The organism is Cyanobium sp. ATX 6E8 (genome assembly GCF_024346335.1).
Classification (GTDB): domain Bacteria; phylum Cyanobacteriota; class Cyanobacteriia; order PCC-6307; family Cyanobiaceae; genus Cyanobium_A.
In genome coordinates, this window is sequence record NZ_JAGQCT010000026.1 from 1 (window position 1) to 16037 (window position 16037).

23 protein-coding genes are annotated in these 16037 nt (G+C 65.9%); 15 read left to right on the top strand and 8 right to left on the bottom strand.

Annotation, left to right across the window (positions count from 1 at the left end; all coding sequences use genetic code 11):
• Positions 1–182: 182 nt before the first annotated feature.
• Complete coding sequence (locus KBY70_RS13725) at positions 183–506, top strand: hypothetical protein (RefSeq protein WP_254988880.1); 324 nt, start codon at positions 183–185, stop codon at positions 504–506.
• A 20-nt stretch (positions 507–526) separates the two neighbouring features.
• Positions 527–685 carry a hypothetical protein gene (locus tag KBY70_RS13730; RefSeq protein ID WP_254988881.1) on the top strand — a complete coding sequence of 53 codons (159 nt, stop codon included), beginning with the start codon at positions 527–529 and terminating at the stop codon, positions 683–685.
• 148 nt (positions 686–833) lie between these two features.
• Here KBY70_RS13730 and KBY70_RS13735 read toward each other — a convergent pair whose 3' ends face one another.
• From KBY70_RS13735 to arsS, 3 genes are all read right to left on the bottom strand, one after another.
• Complete coding sequence (locus KBY70_RS13735; RefSeq protein ID WP_254988882.1) at positions 834–1358, bottom strand: LexA family protein; 525 nt, start codon at positions 1356–1358, stop codon at positions 834–836.
• Positions 1359–1416: 58 nt separating this feature from the next.
• Positions 1417–1932, bottom strand: a complete 516-nt coding sequence (locus tag KBY70_RS13740) for a hypothetical protein (protein ID WP_254988883.1) — start codon at positions 1930–1932, stop codon at positions 1417–1419.
• Between the two features lie 309 nt (positions 1933–2241).
• Positions 2242–3201, bottom strand: coding sequence for an arsenosugar biosynthesis radical SAM (seleno)protein ArsS (gene arsS / locus KBY70_RS13745; RefSeq protein WP_254988884.1), 960 nt, complete (start codon positions 3199–3201; stop codon positions 2242–2244).
• Between the two features lie 67 nt (positions 3202–3268).
• On the opposite strand from arsS, the gene KBY70_RS13750 reads away from it, so the two are divergent.
• The 4 genes from KBY70_RS13750 to KBY70_RS13765 all read left to right on the top strand — a co-directional run bounded on the left by KBY70_RS13750 (position 3269) and on the right by KBY70_RS13765 (position 6803).
• Positions 3269–3664, top strand: coding sequence for a Hepatitis C virus core protein (locus tag KBY70_RS13750; protein ID WP_409996070.1), 396 nt, complete (start codon positions 3269–3271; stop codon positions 3662–3664).
• A gap of 102 nt (positions 3665–3766) precedes the next feature.
• The gene (locus tag KBY70_RS13755; RefSeq protein WP_254988886.1) at positions 3767–5950 is read left to right on the top strand and encodes a glutamine synthetase III; all 2184 of its coding nucleotides are present in this window, start codon (positions 3767–3769) and stop codon (positions 5948–5950) included.
• A gap of 104 nt (positions 5951–6054) precedes the next feature.
• Complete coding sequence (locus tag KBY70_RS13760; RefSeq protein WP_094559937.1) at positions 6055–6306, top strand: hypothetical protein; 252 nt, start codon at positions 6055–6057, stop codon at positions 6304–6306.
• Positions 6307–6353: 47 nt separating this feature from the next.
• Positions 6354–6803, top strand: a complete 450-nt coding sequence (locus KBY70_RS13765; protein ID WP_254988899.1) for an SgcJ/EcaC family oxidoreductase — start codon at positions 6354–6356, stop codon at positions 6801–6803.
• A 29-nt stretch (positions 6804–6832) separates the two neighbouring features.
• Here KBY70_RS13765 and KBY70_RS13770 read toward each other — a convergent pair whose 3' ends face one another.
• Genes KBY70_RS13770 through KBY70_RS13785 form a run of 4 tightly spaced genes read right to left on the bottom strand, consistent with a single transcriptional unit; the run spans position 6833 to position 9695 of the window.
• Positions 6833–7111: a DUF427 domain-containing protein gene (locus tag KBY70_RS13770; protein ID WP_254988887.1), complete on the bottom strand. Its 279-nt coding sequence runs from the start codon at positions 7109–7111 to the stop codon at positions 6833–6835.
• Between the two features lie 16 nt (positions 7112–7127).
• Complete coding sequence (locus KBY70_RS13775; protein ID WP_254988888.1) at positions 7128–7796, bottom strand: M23 family metallopeptidase; 669 nt, start codon at positions 7794–7796, stop codon at positions 7128–7130.
• Positions 7797–7813: 17 nt separating this feature from the next.
• A complete protein-coding gene (locus KBY70_RS13780; RefSeq protein ID WP_233128530.1) occupies positions 7814–8395 on the bottom strand; it encodes a DUF2808 domain-containing protein in 582 nt (193 codons plus the stop codon).
• Positions 8396–8402: 7 nt separating this feature from the next.
• A complete protein-coding gene (locus KBY70_RS13785) occupies positions 8403–9695 on the bottom strand; it encodes a glutathione S-transferase family protein (protein ID WP_409996071.1) in 1293 nt (430 codons plus the stop codon).
• A 92-nt stretch (positions 9696–9787) separates the two neighbouring features.
• Between KBY70_RS13785 and KBY70_RS13790 the strand changes: the two genes are divergently transcribed.
• On the top strand, positions 9788–10306 hold the full coding sequence (locus KBY70_RS13790; protein ID WP_254988890.1) for a phycocyanin subunit beta: 519 nt from the start codon (positions 9788–9790) through the stop codon (positions 10304–10306).
• Between the two features lie 89 nt (positions 10307–10395).
• Here the strand turns inward: KBY70_RS13790 and KBY70_RS13795 are convergent, their stop codons facing one another.
• Complete coding sequence (locus KBY70_RS13795) at positions 10396–10737, bottom strand: P-II family nitrogen regulator (RefSeq protein ID WP_254988891.1); 342 nt, start codon at positions 10735–10737, stop codon at positions 10396–10398.
• Positions 10738–11041: 304 nt separating this feature from the next.
• Here KBY70_RS13795 and KBY70_RS13800 point away from each other — a divergent pair, with 304 nt between their 5' ends.
• From KBY70_RS13800 to KBY70_RS13835, 8 genes are all read left to right on the top strand, one after another.
• On the top strand, positions 11042–12502 hold the full coding sequence (locus KBY70_RS13800) for an ammonium transporter (RefSeq protein ID WP_254988892.1): 1461 nt from the start codon (positions 11042–11044) through the stop codon (positions 12500–12502).
• A 187-nt stretch (positions 12503–12689) separates the two neighbouring features.
• Positions 12690–13361 carry a DUF389 domain-containing protein gene (locus KBY70_RS13805; RefSeq protein ID WP_254988893.1) on the top strand — a complete coding sequence of 224 codons (672 nt, stop codon included), beginning with the start codon at positions 12690–12692 and terminating at the stop codon, positions 13359–13361.
• Positions 13358–13504 (top strand): hypothetical protein, encoded by a 147-nt coding sequence (locus KBY70_RS13810; protein ID WP_254988894.1) that lies wholly within the window; start codon positions 13358–13360, stop codon positions 13502–13504. The genes KBY70_RS13805 and KBY70_RS13810 overlap by 4 nt, the downstream gene beginning before the upstream one ends.
• Before the next feature lie 36 nt (positions 13505–13540).
• The gene (locus KBY70_RS13815) at positions 13541–13708 is read left to right on the top strand and encodes a hypothetical protein (protein ID WP_254988895.1); all 168 of its coding nucleotides are present in this window, start codon (positions 13541–13543) and stop codon (positions 13706–13708) included.
• Positions 13709–13824: 116 nt separating this feature from the next.
• Positions 13825–14202, top strand: a complete 378-nt coding sequence (locus KBY70_RS13820) for a glutaredoxin family protein (protein ID WP_254988896.1) — start codon at positions 13825–13827, stop codon at positions 14200–14202.
• Positions 14154–14942: a hypothetical protein gene (locus KBY70_RS13825; RefSeq protein WP_254988897.1), complete on the top strand. Its 789-nt coding sequence runs from the start codon at positions 14154–14156 to the stop codon at positions 14940–14942. The genes KBY70_RS13820 and KBY70_RS13825 overlap by 49 nt, the downstream gene beginning before the upstream one ends.
• Positions 14943–15230: 288 nt before the next feature.
• Complete coding sequence (locus KBY70_RS13830) at positions 15231–15758, top strand: ferritin (protein WP_094559985.1); 528 nt, start codon at positions 15231–15233, stop codon at positions 15756–15758.
• An 88-nt stretch (positions 15759–15846) separates the two neighbouring features.
• Positions 15847–16037, top strand: a 191-nt coding sequence (locus tag KBY70_RS13835; RefSeq protein WP_254988898.1) for a hypothetical protein, incomplete at its 3' end; no start/stop codon positions are given.

Genomic DNA, 16037 nt, shown 5'->3' on the forward strand with positions numbered 1-16037 from the left:
CGGTGCGGCGGGCTCATCCGCCTTCTCACGTCAGCCTTGACGGCCTCGCTGTAACGACGCATTGGTCATGTCCTCAAGCCCCCGGGTGTACTGACGAGAGGGGTGACATCTTTCCTGAAACCGGGGGCCAGAGGCACATCAGGGCATGTTCAGCTAGGACGGATGCACCTTCTTCTCTGGCCATGCGCCCCATCGCTGTAGGCCCCCGGCTGCTCGCCCTCTGTGCAGCCACCGCCCTACTCCAGCCTGGCCTGGTCCAGGCCGAACCAACAGCCGCCCAGAAGACTCCCACCAGCGGCACCGCCGAATACAGCTCCTGCATCTCCGAGGTGAACTCCTGCAACCAGGCCCAATCCCGCATTCCCCCGAACGCCACGGTCACGGCCATGCGCGTCTCGACGGCCATCAGGGGGGAATACGGCACCTTTACCTGCCGGGTGAAGTGGAACCTGTCACCCTCCGCAAAGCCCACCTACCGCCCGATTCTGTTCTCTGCTTCGGCGTGAGCCGCCCCCCTTCCTTCGCCATGTCTCGCCACCAATCCCTTCACTTCGTTCTGGAACAGCTGGAAGACGGCTGGATGCTGGAAGCTGAGCACATCACCAAGGACGGCAAGGGAGACTGGATGCTGAACCACGACCAACTCGAGGAGCTCGCCAGCCTCCTCCAGCAAGCCCTCAGCTAACTGGACTCCGGTTGATTCGCCTGCGGCCACCCCCTCCTACACCTGCGGCCACCCCTAAGCCTCCATGCCACCCAAAAAGCAACCCTCCCCTCGCACGGTCAAGCTGCAAATCCTCGGTGCCGTGTTTGTGCCGATGGGACTGCTGGGGCTATGGCTCCACTCCCAGGGCTTCTGGTGAGCCTCCAGCAACGGCACCTCGCCGTCGCGATCCCGACAGCGGCGTGGAGAGGTGGTGCACCGCATGAATCACCACACCCCAAATCAGCAGATCTGGGTTTTCACCTTGCAGGGCAATCGCGGCGATCGTTGCATCACTCGCCACCAGACACCACTGGGCGGGACGTCCCTCAAGCCGACGCAGCACAAAGCATCCCTCATGCACCGCCACCACGGTGGAGCCTGAGCGCGGCGCCACGCTGCGATCCACCACCAGCAGATCACCGTGATGGATGCCGTCGCCGCGCATCGCATCACCATCCACCCGCATCAGAAAGGTGGAGCTCGGGCGGGGCATCAGAATGCCGTTGAGGTCGATAGCCGCCTCGACATAGTCGTCGGCAGGACTCGGGAACCCCGCCGCCACCGACTCCACCGCGAGGGGCAACTGCAGGGGCCCATCCCCCTGGCGCAAGGGGCCCAACCAAATCAGATCGCTGGTGGGGGCACAGGCCATGGCCGCCACCCTCCGCAACGCAACAGGTGTAATAGTACAGCTGAACCAAGGCCGGGCGTCAGTCGCCGCAGCCCCGCCGCACCACCTCAGCCCGCAGGGCCGTGAGATCGGCGGAATCGGGCAGCTGCGGCGCAAACAGCAAGGTCCAGGCCAACGGCACATCCTCAGACTCCAGGGCCGCTTCGATGGCCGCCAACCAGGCCAGGGAGCTCTGAGCGAGGGAGCGGATCAAGGCGGCGGTGCTCGCCATCCGTTCGGCGGAGGCGCCCACCAAGTGCACATGGGCAAAGGCCCCCTCCGGAGCCTGCTCGGGTCGCAGCCGCAACAGCACCACTTCGCCAGGGGTGATCGGCTCCAAAGGCCAGGCCAAGGGAACCGGGAGAGCCTCCCCCGCCGCCGCCAGCCGCCGCCACACGGGCCGCCCCCGGCGCTCAATGCGCAACTCCAGCAGCGGTTCAATCACCACCAGCTGGGGACTCGGCGTGGGCACCACACCCGCGGCATCCCCTTCCTCCACCGCTTCCACCCGGGGGGACACGACACAGACCGCCACCGGATCAACCGGGCGCTGCAAGGCATACCCCGGAGCGGTGAAAGCCACCCCCAGGAACGTCAGGAGCGCAAAGGGGATGGATCGTCTGATCAACCGAATCCGCCGAACGCCGTGCCGGAGCACAACAGCAGCACCCGCAGCCTGCATGAACGATCTGAATGAAATATCTGCATAACCGGGCAGAACTTCGCGGACCAGCAAGCCGGATTGGAATCAACCATAGGGAGCGATTGACGCAGCGACATCCCTGGCCGGACGTTTGCAGAACGGCGCGCAGCATTTGCAGCGGAACGCAAAAAATGCCGTCTGACAGAAGCTGGGGGCGACGCCCTAAGGGCCCTGCAGGGCTCCGCCGCAGCTGGAGCCCCCACCGGCGGTGCAACCAAAACAATGGTCGGCCACCGTAATCGGATCGCCCTCGGGATCGCGCTCGAGCAGCTCCCGCAGATGCCGCCGGGGCTGCCCTGGCTCCGCCGCAGGCAAACCGAGCTGCTGGTTGAAATCGCAATCGAACAGCCAACCCTGCCAATCAACGCTGATCAGGGAGCGGCACATGACCTGGGCGAGATGGTCGGGACGATGCTGGGCCTGCAGCAGGGCCCGATAGGACTCCAGCTTTCCCTGGACCTGGAGCCAGCTGGCAAACCGCTGAATCGGCATGTTGGCCAGGGCATAGAGGCTGTTGAACACCAGCCCGAAGTCGGCGGCGAGCACGCGCTTGTACTCCGCTTCCAACTGGGCCTGGGGAGGCGGCAGCGTCGGCCCCTGGGGGTTGTAGACGAGGTGCAGCTGCAGGCCGCTGCCGGGCTGGCCGTAGCCAAGCCCGTTGAGCTGCTGCAGCGCCGCAATGCTGCGGGTAAACACACCGGAGCCCCGCTGGCGATCAACGTTGTCGGCGGAACAGCAGGGCAGGGATGCCACCACCGTGACGCCCTGATTCGCCAGGAAGGGGGCCAAATCGTGCTGGCCAGGTTCCGACAGGATCGTGAGGTTGCAGCGATCGATCACCTCCACTCCCAGCCGCCGGGCCGCCACCACCAAGCCCCGAAACTGGGGATGGAGCTCGGGGGCCCCACCGGTGAGATCGAGGCAGGCCAGCCCCCGGGCGGCCAGCACCGGCGGGATCAGGGCAAGCGTGGCCGGATCCATCATTTCGGTGCGGGTCGGCCCCGCATTCACATGGCAGTGGCTGCAGGCCTGGTTGCAGCGGTAGCCCAGGTTCACCTGGAGGGTGGAGAGGGGGCCGCGCCAGAGCGGCGGGAACAGACTCGAGAGCAGGGGCTGATGCATTCCTGAAGCGACCATCCTGCCGTCTCCCGATGACCGACCATGGTGGGTCGCTTGCCCCGAGTTTGCGATGTTGCAGCAGCCCCCACGCGGCTACGTGACCCTGGCCTGGCTGGGCCTGGTGGCCAACGCCCTGGCCATTCCCCTGGGCCTGGCGGTGATTTTGCTGGATCCCACCTGGCGGGTGACCAACATTGTGGTGGGTGCCAGCGCCGCGCTGCCAACAGCCGTGGTGGGCCTGGTGGCCTCGATCGCCCTGCTCAAGTGGCGCGCCTGGGGACAGATTCTGGCGATCGTGGCGCTGGCCATGGCCTTGGCTGTGGGCTTGCCCTACGGCATCGTGCGCCTGGTGCTGCTGAGTGAGGGACGGCCGCTGACGGCGCTGCTCTCCGCCCTGCTCTGGGCCGCGACCACGGCCGCACTGGTGTATTGGTGCCGACCCAGCATCCGGCGCTACCTGATCTGAGGCCGAGCACCGCAACGGGGTGATCGAAATTTTGGTAGCAACAGCTACACGGAAGGGCCGGGGCGCGGCAGTGTGATGAAGCCCATCCGAACGGCGCCTCCCATGCCCAGCCCCCAGCGCTTCGCCGCCCTGCAGCAGATTCAGCGGCGGCGTCCGGCGGCGACGGCACCAGCCGCCCCATTCGGGGAGCTGTGGGCGAGCGATGTGTTCACCCTCGAGACGATGAAGGAGGCGTTGCCCGGACGCATCTTCAAATCGATCCAGCGCACGATCCGCGAGGGCGGCAAGCTCGACCTGTCGCTGGCCAATGCCGTGGCCGACGCCATGAAGACCTGGGCCACCGGCCGTGGCGCCCTCTACTACGCCCACGTTTTCTATCCGCTCACCAACTCGACCGCCGAGAAGCACGACGGTTTCATCTCGCCCAAGAGCGATGGGCGGGTGATCACCGAATTCACGGGCAAGCTGCTGGTGCAGGGCGAGCCCGACGGCTCCTCCTTCCCCAACGGCGGCATCCGCTCCACCTTCGAGGCCCGCGGTTACACCGCCTGGGACATCACCAGCCCCGCTTACCTGATGCAGACCCCCAACGGGGTCACCCTCTGCATCCCCACGGTCTTCGTCTCCTGGACCGGTGAGGCCCTCGACAAGAAAACCCCTCTTCTCCGCTCCAACGCCGCCATGAATCGGCAGGCCCAGCGCCTGCTCCGCCTCCTCGGTGAAACCGATGTGGCCCCCGTCAACTCAAGCTGCGGCGCCGAGCAGGAGTACTTCCTCGTTGACAGCGCCTTCATCTCCCTCCGCCCCGACCTACTCCTCGCCGGACGCACCCTCTTTGGCGCTCCTCCCGCCAAAGGGCAGCAGTTTGACGACCACTACTTCGGCGCCATCCCCGAGCGGGTGCAGGTGTTCATGCAAGACGTGGAGCGCCAGCTCTACCGGCTCGGCGTTCCCGCCAAGACCCGCCACAACGAAGTGGCACCCGGACAGTTTGAAATCGCGCCTTTCCACGAGGCCGCCAACGTCGCCACCGACCACCAGCAGCTCACCATGACCGTGCTCAAGGCCACGGCCAAAAAGCACGGCTTCGCCTGCCTGCTGCACGAAAAGCCCTTTGCCGGCATCAACGGCAGCGGTAAGCACGTCAACTGGTCGATCGGCAACGCCACCCAGGGCAACCTGCTCGACCCGGGCCAAACCCCCCACGACAACCTGCAGTTCCTGCTGTTCTGCGCCGCCGTCATCCGCGGCGTCCACAGCTACGGGCCGCTGCTGCGGGCCGTGATCGCCACCGCCGGCAACGACCACCGTCTTGGTGCCAACGAAGCACCGCCGGCGATCATCTCGATGTACCTGGGCAGCCAGCTCGAGGATGTGTTCAACCAGATCCGCGAGGGCAACCTGCAGAGTTCCGCCAAGGGCGGCGTGATGACCCTGGGGGTGGACACCCTGCCGGAATTCACCAAAGACCCCGGCGATCGCAACCGCACCTCACCGTTTGCTTTCACAGGCAACCGCTTTGAATTCCGCGCCGTTGGCTCCAACCAATCGGTAGCCGGGCCCCTAGTGGCGATGAACACGGTGCTGGCCGATTCGATCGGCTGGATGGCCGATCGGCTGCAGAGCCAGCTCGACAGCGGCACCGCCCTAGGCGAAGCGGCCTTCAACGTGCTCCAGCAGGTGATGCGCGAGCACGGCGCCGTGGTGTTTGGCGGCGATGGCTACTCCAGCGAATGGCATCGCTTGGCTGTTGAAAAGCGTGGCCTGGAAAACCTGCGCACCTGCGCCGATGCCTTGCCCGTGCTGCAACGGCAGGAGGTGCGGGAGCTGTTCGAGCGCCAGGGGGTGCTGAGCCCGGTGGAACTGGAGAGCCGCTTCGAGGTGTACAGCGAGCAGTATGTGCTCGCCATCGAAGTGGAGGCCAAGCTGGCCCTGCAGATCGCCCGCACCCAGGTGTATCCGGCGGCGGTGCGCTACCTCGGCGAGCTGGGCACGGCGTTGCAGGAGCAGCAGGCGATGGGTCTGCATCCCAACCTCAAGCTGCGCAACCAGCTGGGCGAGCTGCTCGAGCAGCTCAACAACGGCTGCGATGCCCTCGAAGAGGCCCTCAGCGGCGGCAGTCACGGCGAGGGGGCTGACCACACCGAAGCCCACATGCGCCACTGCGCCGACACCCTGATGCCCCTGATCGGCGCCCTGCGTTCGGCGGTGGATGGCCTCGAAGGCCTGGTCGACGACGACCTCTGGCCGCTGCCCAGCTACCGGGAAATGCTGTTCGTGCGCTGAGGGGCCCGCCGCGCATGGCGCCCGACACCGAAAGATGTTGTGAAGGTGACAGTTCCGATCTGTCACACAGACCATGATGCAAGCAAGGAGTAGTGCAGACAGACATGGCATCACCACAAACCCAGACCGTGCGACCCCCCTTCGCCAGCCACGTGCGGCACTACCGTCTCGTCGACCGCCAGGGGGCGCCCCATCCGGTGCTGGACGATCTCTACGAATCGCTCGATGCGGCCTGGAGCGAGGCGATGGGCTGGTGGCAGGAGCACTGCGGTGGCAACCAGGAGCCCTGCGAGATCGGCGTGGAGGTGAGCACGGCCAGTGGCAACTGGCGCACCTTGCGCTTTCCAGGCTGCTGAGCTCACTGGCGCGCCAGCTCCGGTCGGTCCTGCTGGTGCTGGTGCTGATGCTGCCAGTGCTCGCCCTGACGCTGGAGGCTCCGGCAGCCCAGGCGCTCCAGCTGGCGCCCATTCAGGCCTGCAGCCCGCTCAACGAGCGGCAGGTGGAAGGCTGGTTTGACCTGTGGAACGACGCCCTTGCCAGCGGTGATCCGGCCCAGGTCGCCCAGCTCTACGACCGCCACGCCCTGCTGCTGCCCACCCTGTCGGCGCAGCTTCGCGACACACCCGAAGCCATCACCGCCTATTTCGCCACCTTTCTGGCCCGCCATCCCAGCGGCACGGTGACTCACCGTCAGATCGAGCTGGGCTGCAACCTGGCCGTGGATGAGGGCACCTACCGCTTCGCCCTGCACGACCCCGAGGCCCAGGTCGACGCCCGCTACACCTTCGTCTACGGGAGGCGAGAGGGGGAGTGGCGGATCCTGCACCACCACTCCTCCCTGGTGCCCAGCTGATCTGCTGCAAAACCGACCAGCGGAATGGATCAGTTCACCTGCACGCCCTTCCAGAAGGCCACCCGGCCGCGGATGTTGGCGGCGGCCTCCTTGGGCTCGGGATAAAACCAAACGGCATTGGCGTTCACCTGGCCATCCACCACCAGGTCGTAGTAGTGGGCCGTGCCCTTCCAGCCACACACCGAGGTGTGGGAGGAGGGGCGGATGCAGCTGGGGTCGAGGGCGTCGGCAGGGAAATAGGCGTTGCCATCCACGCTGACGATGTCGTCGCTGCGGGCAATCACCCGACCGTTCCACTGGGCTTGCATGGGGCTTGGGGCGCAATCAAGGGTTGATTGTGGCAAGCGCCGGCGGCGGGGCTGGAGGTGGCAGCAGGAGCGGCAGGTGCGGCGTGGGATCCAGGGCCAGCAACTCCGCGCCCTGACGGCGCAGTTCGAAGTGCAGGTGGGGGCCCGTGGCCGAGCCGGTCATGCCCACCGTGCCCAGGGGATGCCCCTGCTCAAGCCAGGCGCCGCTGAGCACCGTGGCTTCATGCAGGTGGGCATACAGCGTCTGCCAACCCTCGCCATGGTCGAGCAGCACAGTGGTGCCGTAGCCACTGATCGACTCCACCAGCAGCACCCGTCCGGCCCGGGAGGCGAGCACTGCCGTGCCCTGCCGGGCCGCCAGATCAATGCCGGTATGCAACCGCCACGCCGAGCGGCGTTCCGAGTAGCGCCAGCCCCAGGGGTCCAGGCTTTCGGCCGGCTGGGCCAAGGGATAGGCCAGGGGCGGCGGCGCGGGATCCGGATCTGATGCCCGCATTGCACCCAGGGCCACCGAGCCGACCGATCCAGGGAGCCGCACATCCGGCACTGAAGCGTGGCGCGGCAGCTCCTGGGGCATCGGCAGCAGCAGCGCCTGAGGCTCCGCGCTCTGAGCCCGCAGCGACGACTGGCCAGCCACCGCGGCCAGAAGCAGCGGCAACAGCACGGGCCAGCTCCGGTGGGTCATGGCTCAGGGGATCGGGCTCAGCGCCAATCGGGGTCGTAGATCCGCAGGGTGCCAAATCCCACCGGCGCTGGCGAGGGGTTGGGGCCAGCGGGGTAGGCCGTCACCTGAAACATGTAGGTGTCCGAGAAGGCTGGGTTGTTCCAGGGTTTGAGCACCACCGTGAGCGTGGCCCCGGGCGGAACGGGCTCAGGGAAGCTGAGGGTGAAGCGGCGCGCAGCGCTGTCGAACTGGGCCTGCACCGGCACGCGGGGGCCCTGCTGACGCGGCCGGCCCAGGAACGCGGAGGTGCGATCCACAAAGAACGGAAAGCGGGTGTCGACGCCGCGGGTCTGCTGAATCGTTAGGCCGCCGAGGGCTGCCCCCGCCTCCGGATCAAGCGTGATCGTGAAGTAGTACTCCGCACGGGTCTGCCAGATGGTGGTGTAGTAGCTCACCAGGTCCACCTTCCAGGGGGCCTTGGTGAAGTAGGTGGCACCCTGGAGTTCCAGAGCCCGCGCGGCGGGGATCACGCCCGGCCCCAGGAGCGGAGCCCCGGCAACGCAGCTGGCCAGGGCCCAGCCGAGCGCAACGGCGACACGTCGAAGACGGGGCACAGGCACCAGGGCTTTAGGCGGCTGGGAAAACGCTAGAGGCGGCCTGCAGAAATGGCTGGGGGTCCTGGTCGCGGCGATGGGCCACCGGAATGGGCGGGCCCTGGGCGGTGCCGTCCTCGGGATCGAGGCCGGCGGTGGCCTCCAGGGCCTGACGGAGGCGCCGGGCCGCATGCAGGGGCATGTCCCGCGGCACGCTGATGCGATCGCGCAGGTAGCGCAGGGCGGCCGCACTCCCCGCCGGCGGCACCAGGCGCTCGCCCCAGCTTTGGGGTTCGCCACGCCTTTGCGTTTCGCCACGGATCAAGGCCGTGAGGGCGGTGCGCAGGGGCTGGTCGAATCCGGCCGCCCCCAGGGGGCTGCGCGCCAGGATTGCTTGCCGGTGTTTGAGCACCCGAGCAAGGGCTACCGCCGCCGCATCGGAGGGTTCGCCGTGGCTGGTTTCCGGATCGGATGCATCGATCGGCCAGGGGCCCTGATCGATGCGGGCGGCCAGATCGCGCTGAGCTGGCGTGCCACTGGCGTAGCAGCCGCCCATCTGGGGCGGCAGGTCGTGGGCGTGAGTGTGGAAATCGCTTTGGGTGCCGAGGTAGGTGGAGCGCTGCTCCAGCGCTGCAAACCAGCGATCAATGGCCGGATGCTCCTGCCGCAGCAGAAAGCCCTTGTAGTAGGCCAGGCTGGCCGCCATCCGCTCCACGTAGGGCACGAACACCAGATCAGCTGTGCTCAGCTCACCCAGCAAAAACGGGCCGGAGTGTTGGTCGAGCGCCTGCTCAAATCCAGCAACAATGCGCTGAAAGGCCGCCTGGGCCGAGGCCTCCTGCTGCGGACGGAGGCCAGGACTGCACAGCCACTGGCACCAGGCGCGAAACAACACGCGTTCGAGCTGGCGCAGGGGCAGCACTGCGGGGTCGGCCATGCCCGGGCCCAGGCTGCCGAAGGCTGCTTCGAGGGCCTCAAGAATGCGGTCGCTCTCGGTGATCAGTCGGCCATCGATCGCCAGAGCAGGCAACATGCCGGAAGGCACCAGCTGTCGAAACCAGGCCTCCTTCTCGCCGTAGCAAAACATGGTGACCTTGCGGATCCGGTAGGGAATCCGCTTTTCCTCCAGCCACAGCCACACCTTCTGGCAGTAGGGGCACCAGGCGTGGTGGTCGCGGAACAAGGTGACCCGCACCGCCTGCTCCGGCTGGCCAAACAGACGCAGGCCGGCCTGGGCGCTGGTGGGACCGTTGACGGGATCGGCTGGGGGCGCCGCCAGACGTTCGAGCTCGTGCCAGCTCAGCTCTGCGTTCGCCATCGGCGCCATCCCCATCCCTGCACCAGCCTCGGTTCTAGTGGCTCAAGGCACCAGAGGCGCCTTCCCTAGGCTGCTACACGACTTTTCGACGGTGCAATTCGATGTTCGACGCCTTCACCAAGGTTGTTGCCCAGGCTGATGCCCGTGGCGAATTCATCAACGCCGGTCAGATCGACGCCCTTGCCGCCATGGTTGCCGAGAGCAACAAGCGCATGGACACGGTGAACCGCATCACCTCCAACGCTTCCGCCATCGTCACCAACGCGGCTCGCGATCTCTTCGATCAGCAGCCCGCCCTGATCGCACCCGGTGGCAACGCCTACACCCATCGCCGCATGGCTGCTTGCCTGCGCGACATGGAGATCATCCTTCGCTACGTCACCTACGCCATCCTCACCGGCGACGCTTCCGTGCTGGAAGACCGCTGCCTGAACGGCCTGCGTGAGACCTACCTCGCCCTCGGCGTGCCCGGTGCTTCCGTGGCAGAAGGCGTGCGCAAGATGAAGGACGCCGCTATCTCGATCGCCAACGATCGCAACTACATCACCCCCGGCGACTGCTCCGCCCTCATGAGCGAAGTTGGCACCTACTTCGACCGCGCTGCTGCTGCAGTCGGCTGATTGGCTCCAGCCAGCTAATCGAAGCCAGCCAGCCGAGCTCACTCGAGCCCGGTTGGCTGGTTTTTTGATGGCAGCCTGGCCAGGCTCAATCAATCCAGGGTGGCGTCGCCGGTTTCGCCTGTGCGGATGCGGATCGAGGCCTCAACAGGCATGACGATGATCTTGCCATCGCCCACTTCCCCGGTTTGGGCGGTGCCTTTGATCGCCTCAATCACCCCAGCCATGGCTGCGTCGGTGACAACGGTCGTGATCATGACCTTGGGCAACAACCTGGCCTCCACCTTCACGCCGCGATAGACCTCGGTGTGCCCCATCTGCTTGCCGAAACCCTGAACGGAGGTGACGGTCATGCCATTGATGCCGAGACTCACCAGCGCATCCTTGACGGCATCAAGCTTTTCGGGCCGGATGATGGCTTGAATCTGTTTCACGCGATACCAATGCTGATCTCCCCCTGTTTAGCCACGACCCGATCGCAGTTCTGTAGCAACCGCAGCTGAGCGATGGCCCTAGCTCGGTGGCGAAACACTCCATAACAATCTCCCGGGTGGCGCCATTCACGGCGACCGCCAAGGGATCCAATCGCTGAGAGCAACGGCTTCGCACGACGCCGGCGGGGGCCGGAGCGCGATTTGGTATCAAAACAAACATCTCATCCTCCTGGAAGCGCGCATCCTTCATTGCGAAGGGATTTCGACGATCCCCAACCTGAGCAGCTGTCCCTCTGATCTGCCCATGACCATTGCTTCCACCCCTCCAAGGCGCAAGCGCCTTCAAGAGGCGAGCCTGACTGAAGCGCCACTGATGCTCCTGCGCAACTTGCGCGGGTTGGCCTCCGGCCGCTCCATGGTTTGGCTTGCCTGCGTGCCCGTGGCCCTATTTGGCCTGGGTGTTTTTAACCTGTCTGCCCATGCAGCGGAGCTCCCCGAGCTCACCCCAGCCTTCCTCGCCAACAACCTGTTTCTGCTGGTTTGCGCGATTCTGGTGATCTTCATGAACGCCGGCTTCGCCATGGTGGAGGCGGGGATGTGCCGACAAAAAAACGCCGTCAACATCCTGGCCAAGAACCTGATCGTGTTCGCCCTGGCGGTGACGGCTTACTGGTTCATCGGCTACAAGATCATGTACAACGCCGACTGGGTCATTCCTGGTTGGTTCAAGTTTGGTGGAGTGTTCTTTGACCCGACCGTGACTCCAGAAATGGTCACAGACGGCAGTCTGGTTCCCAGCATCGACTTCCTCTTCCAGGCCGCCTTCGCTGGCACCGCCGCCACGATCGTCTCCGGCCTCGTGGCGGAACGAATCAAGTTTGGCGAGTTCGTGATTTTCTCGTTGATCCTGGTGGGCGTTGTCTACCCGATCACGGGCAGCTGGCAGTGGAACTTCCCCGATGACGCCGGTCTCGGTGGTGGTTGGCTGAACAGCCTTGGCTTCATTGATTTCGCCGGCTCCACCGTGGTGCACTCCATGGGTGCCTGGGCTGGTCTGATCGGCGCCATCCTGCTTGGCCCACGGATCGGCAAGTTTGTGGGTGGCAAGCCCCAAGCCATGCCTGGTCACAACCTGGCCATCGCCACCCTCGGCTGTCTGATCCTCTGGATTGGCTGGTACGGCTTCAACCCCGGCTCCTGGCTTTCGATGGGCGTCGAGGTGCCTTACATCGCCGTTACCACCACCCTGGGTGCTGCCGGCGGCGGCATTGCCGCCACCGTGGTCTCCCAGATTCGCGGCGGCAAGCCCGACCTCACCATGACCATCAACGGCATACTGGCCGGCCTGGTCAGCGTCACCGCTGGTTGCGATGCCGTCTCGATGCCTGCCGCCTGGGTGATGGGATTCATTGGTGGTGTGATCGTGGTGTTCTCGGTGGCCTTCATTGATGGCCTCAAAATGGACGATCCTGTGGGTGCTTTCTCGGTGCATGGCAGCTGCGGTATCTGGGGAACCCTGGCCGTTGGCCTGTTCAACACCGACAAGGGCCTGTTCACCGGTCACGGCTTCTCCCAGTTGGCCATCCAATTCGTGGGTGCTCTTTCCTACGCCGTTGCCACCATCGTTGCTTCGCTGATCATCTGGTCCATCATTGGAGCCCTCTTCGGCGGCATTCGTGTCACCGAGAAGGAAGAGATCGAAGGTCTCGACATTGGCGAACACGGCATGGAGGCCTACCCGGACTTCGCCGCTACGGCCAAGTGAGTCGCGCTTCAGTAGCGCTCCTCCTTCCCCCCTGAGCCCATCCACCGGTTCAACCATCTGCCCGCGGCACGCCGCGGGCTTTTTTATTGGCACGCCGCTCGGCGGATGTGGTGCCCGAGGCGAACCCTGCCTACGGTCCAGTCAGTCGTGCGCGACCGTCTCGCCGCCAGCTCGCCACCATCTCGCCATGGTCGACAGCCTCACCCTCGACGAGCTGAGCAGGCAATTTGAGGCTGATGCCCCATTGGATGGCGACTTCCTGGTGCTGACCCTCGCGGCGGCGCTGATCGCCAGCCTGGGGCTGCTGGCCAACAGTGCCGCCGTGGTGATCGGGGCGATGGTGATTGCACCCTGGATCCTGCCCCTGCGGGCCATGGCGTTTTGGATGCTGCAAGGGCAGCTGGCCTTGGCGGGCAAAGCCCTCCTGACCCTCAGCATCGGCATCGGACTCACGGCCCTGCTCTCCGCCATGGTGGGCCTTGGGGTGGGCATGCCGCTGTTGGGGCACGAGGTGACGGCCCGCACCTCCCCAAACCTGCTCGATCTGGGCATTGCCCTGGTGGCGGGTGCTGCTGCGATCTACGCCAAGGTGCGCAGCCGAGCCGTGTCCTCGCTGGTGGGCACCGCGATCGCCGTGGCCCTGGTGCCACCGGTGTGCGTGCTGGGACTGCTGGTTTCAGCCGGCGAATGGGAAGGCGCCCAGGGGGCTGGCCTGCTCTTCGCCACCAACCTGCTGGGCATCCTCAACGGCGCCCTGATGATGCTGGCCGTGAGCCAAGCGCAGCTGCGACGGCGCCTCTGGCGCAGTCGGATGGGCTGGGTGAGTTGTTGTTCACGGCTCTGCTGGTGCTCCCGTTGAGCAGCAGTTTTGTGCAACTGGTGCGCCAATCCCAGCTGCAGCTCGAGCAGCAGCGGATTGAACGGGCCATCGCCAAAAGCCTGCAGACCGAGACCCTCACCATCGGCCGCCATTCCCAGTTGGTGGGCGTCAGCATCGACTGAAAAAAAACGCCACCGCTGATCCGCGCTTCCGTGCGGGTGAGCCAATCCAACCTGCCGACCCCGGCCCAGGTGGCGGCAGTGCAGAGCTTCATCAACAACCAACAGCCCAAGCGCTACCGACTGGTGGTGCAGCGCAGCGCCATTGACATCGTTGGCCCTGAGCCTGAGCCGATCCCAATCCAGCCCAGCCCAACCAAGCCCTGATCGGCCTCACGGCAGCCACCTGGGGGCCTCGCGGACGGCGCAGCCGGCTCGATCATCGAGCGCGTCACTCCCTGAGGCTCAGGCCTCTACAACCACAAGGTTGCTGCCATGGCGCGATGAACCGGCACCTCGCCAGCTGGCTCAGGCCCTTGCACCAGCCCTGGTTGCTGCCGTGGCTGCTGGGTCTGCTGCTGGCCCTGAGCCCACTGAGCGAGCCCGCCACCCCCGGGCCATCCCAGCCCAACGGAGCCACGCTGGAGTTGTTTGTGCGCGAGGGCTGCCCCCACTGCACCCAGGCCAAAGCCTTCCTTCCCGAGCCGCAACGGCAGCACCCAGGCCTGATCATTCGGCTGCGGCCGCTCGACACCGACCCCACGGCCCTTGCCGACCTGCAGCACCATGCGGCCCGGGGGTGCCCACCTTTGTGCTGGGGAACAGGGTTCTGGTGGGATTCGATGGGCCGGCGGGGCGAGGCCGGGAGCTACTGGAGCTGATCGCGCGCCAGAAGCACCCCCAGGGGTTGCCTGATCTACAGCGGCTGGGACTGCCGGCCTTCACCTTGGCCCTGGGGCTCCTGGATGGCTTCAATCCCTGCGCGATCTGGGTGCTGCTGTTTTTGCTGTCGCTGCTGGTGCACTGGCGCGATCGCCGGCGCCTGGCCCTGGTGGCGGGCACCTTCGTGCTGGTGAGCGGGGCGGTGTATTACGCCTTCATGGCGGCCTGGCTGAATGTGTTTCTGGTGCTGGGCCTGAGCCGCCCGTTGCAACTGCTGCTGGGCAGCATCGCCCTGCTGATCGGCCTGGTGAATCTGCGCGATGCCAGCCGGCAGAGCGGGAGCTACACCCTGGCCATTCCCGAGGCAGCCAAACCCGGGATCGTCACCCGGATGCGCAAGGTTCTGCAGAGCCGCGCCCTGGCTCCAGCCCTGCTGGGAGTGGCGATGCTCGCGGTGGTGGTGAATCTGGTGGAACTGCTCTGCACCGCAGGCCTGCCGGCGGTCTACACCGCCGTGCTCAGCCAACAATCGCTGCCGGCTTGGGCCCACTACAGCTACCTGGGTCTCTACATCCTCGGCTACATCGCCGATGACGCCCTGATGGTGACCCTGGCGGTGTGGGCCCTCGGCAACCAGCGCCTCAGCGCAGCCGCCGGCCGTCGGCTCAAGCTGGTCAGTGCCGCCGTGATGCTGGGCCTCGGCCTGGTGCTGCTGCTGCAACCCGGCTGGCTGATCTGAGGGGCTGCTGAAGCGCAGCCGCTGGGATGGTGAGCTGCTGCTCACTCCAGTGGGCCAGCAACGCCGCCAGCAGGGTTGAACGATCGCCGCGAAAACGAAGCATGGGAGCCCGAACGAAAGGCAGCCTCGATGCTGACTCCACCAGCCCGAGCGCCCTGCTGCTCTCGCCACCACCTCGCGCAACCAATGGCACAAAAGCCCGTTCCCACCCGCCAGGGGCAAGCGCTGGTGCTACACCGTGACCAGCCCCTGGCCACACCCCACCAGCCACGCGAGCAGCTGTTGCCCATGAAAGAACTGACCAGCGCCATCAACCACCACCTTGCGGCGGAATTTCAGGCCAGCCACAGCTACCTGGCCATGTCGATCTGGCTGCGGGAGAAGGACCTGGCTGGGTTTTCGGCCTACATGCTCGAAAAGAGCAATGAGGAGCGCGGCCATGCCGCCCGGATGATCGCCTACCTGGTGGACAGCGACGAGCAGGTGGAACTGCCCACCATCGACGCTCCCGAACGCAGCTGGCCCTCGGTGCAGCAGCTGTTCGATCAGGTGTACGACATGGAGAAGGGGGTGACGGCCTCGATCAATCGTCTCTACTCGCTCGCCGAAAAGCTGGGCGAGCGCAGCGCCACCGCCATGCTCGATTGGTTTGTGGCCGAGCAGCTCAAAGAGGAAGCGGAGGCTCGCTTCGTGTGCAAGCGGTTGCGGCTGGCTGGCGACAACAGCGCCGCCCTGCTCCTGCTCGACCAGCAGTTTCTCGAAGGCAATGCCCTCGCTCACGTGAAAGGCGGCCTCAGCGGAGCCAATGGGGCCTGAGCAGAGCCGCTAAGGACTGTGACCCTCGTCAGACGCCCCTGAGCGCGCTCCCTACGTTGCGAGCAGTGGGATCAGGCAGGCGAGCACCATGACCGAACTCGGCAAGTGCCCTTTCAACCACGGCGCAGCAGCGGTGGCGGGCCGCGGCCCCACGCCGCGCGACTGGTGGCCCCAGCAGCTCAACCTCGGGATCCTGCACCAGCACAGCCCGGCCGCCAATCCGCTTGGGGAGGCGTTCGACTACACCGCAGCCTTCCAACAGCTCGACTACGCCGGCCT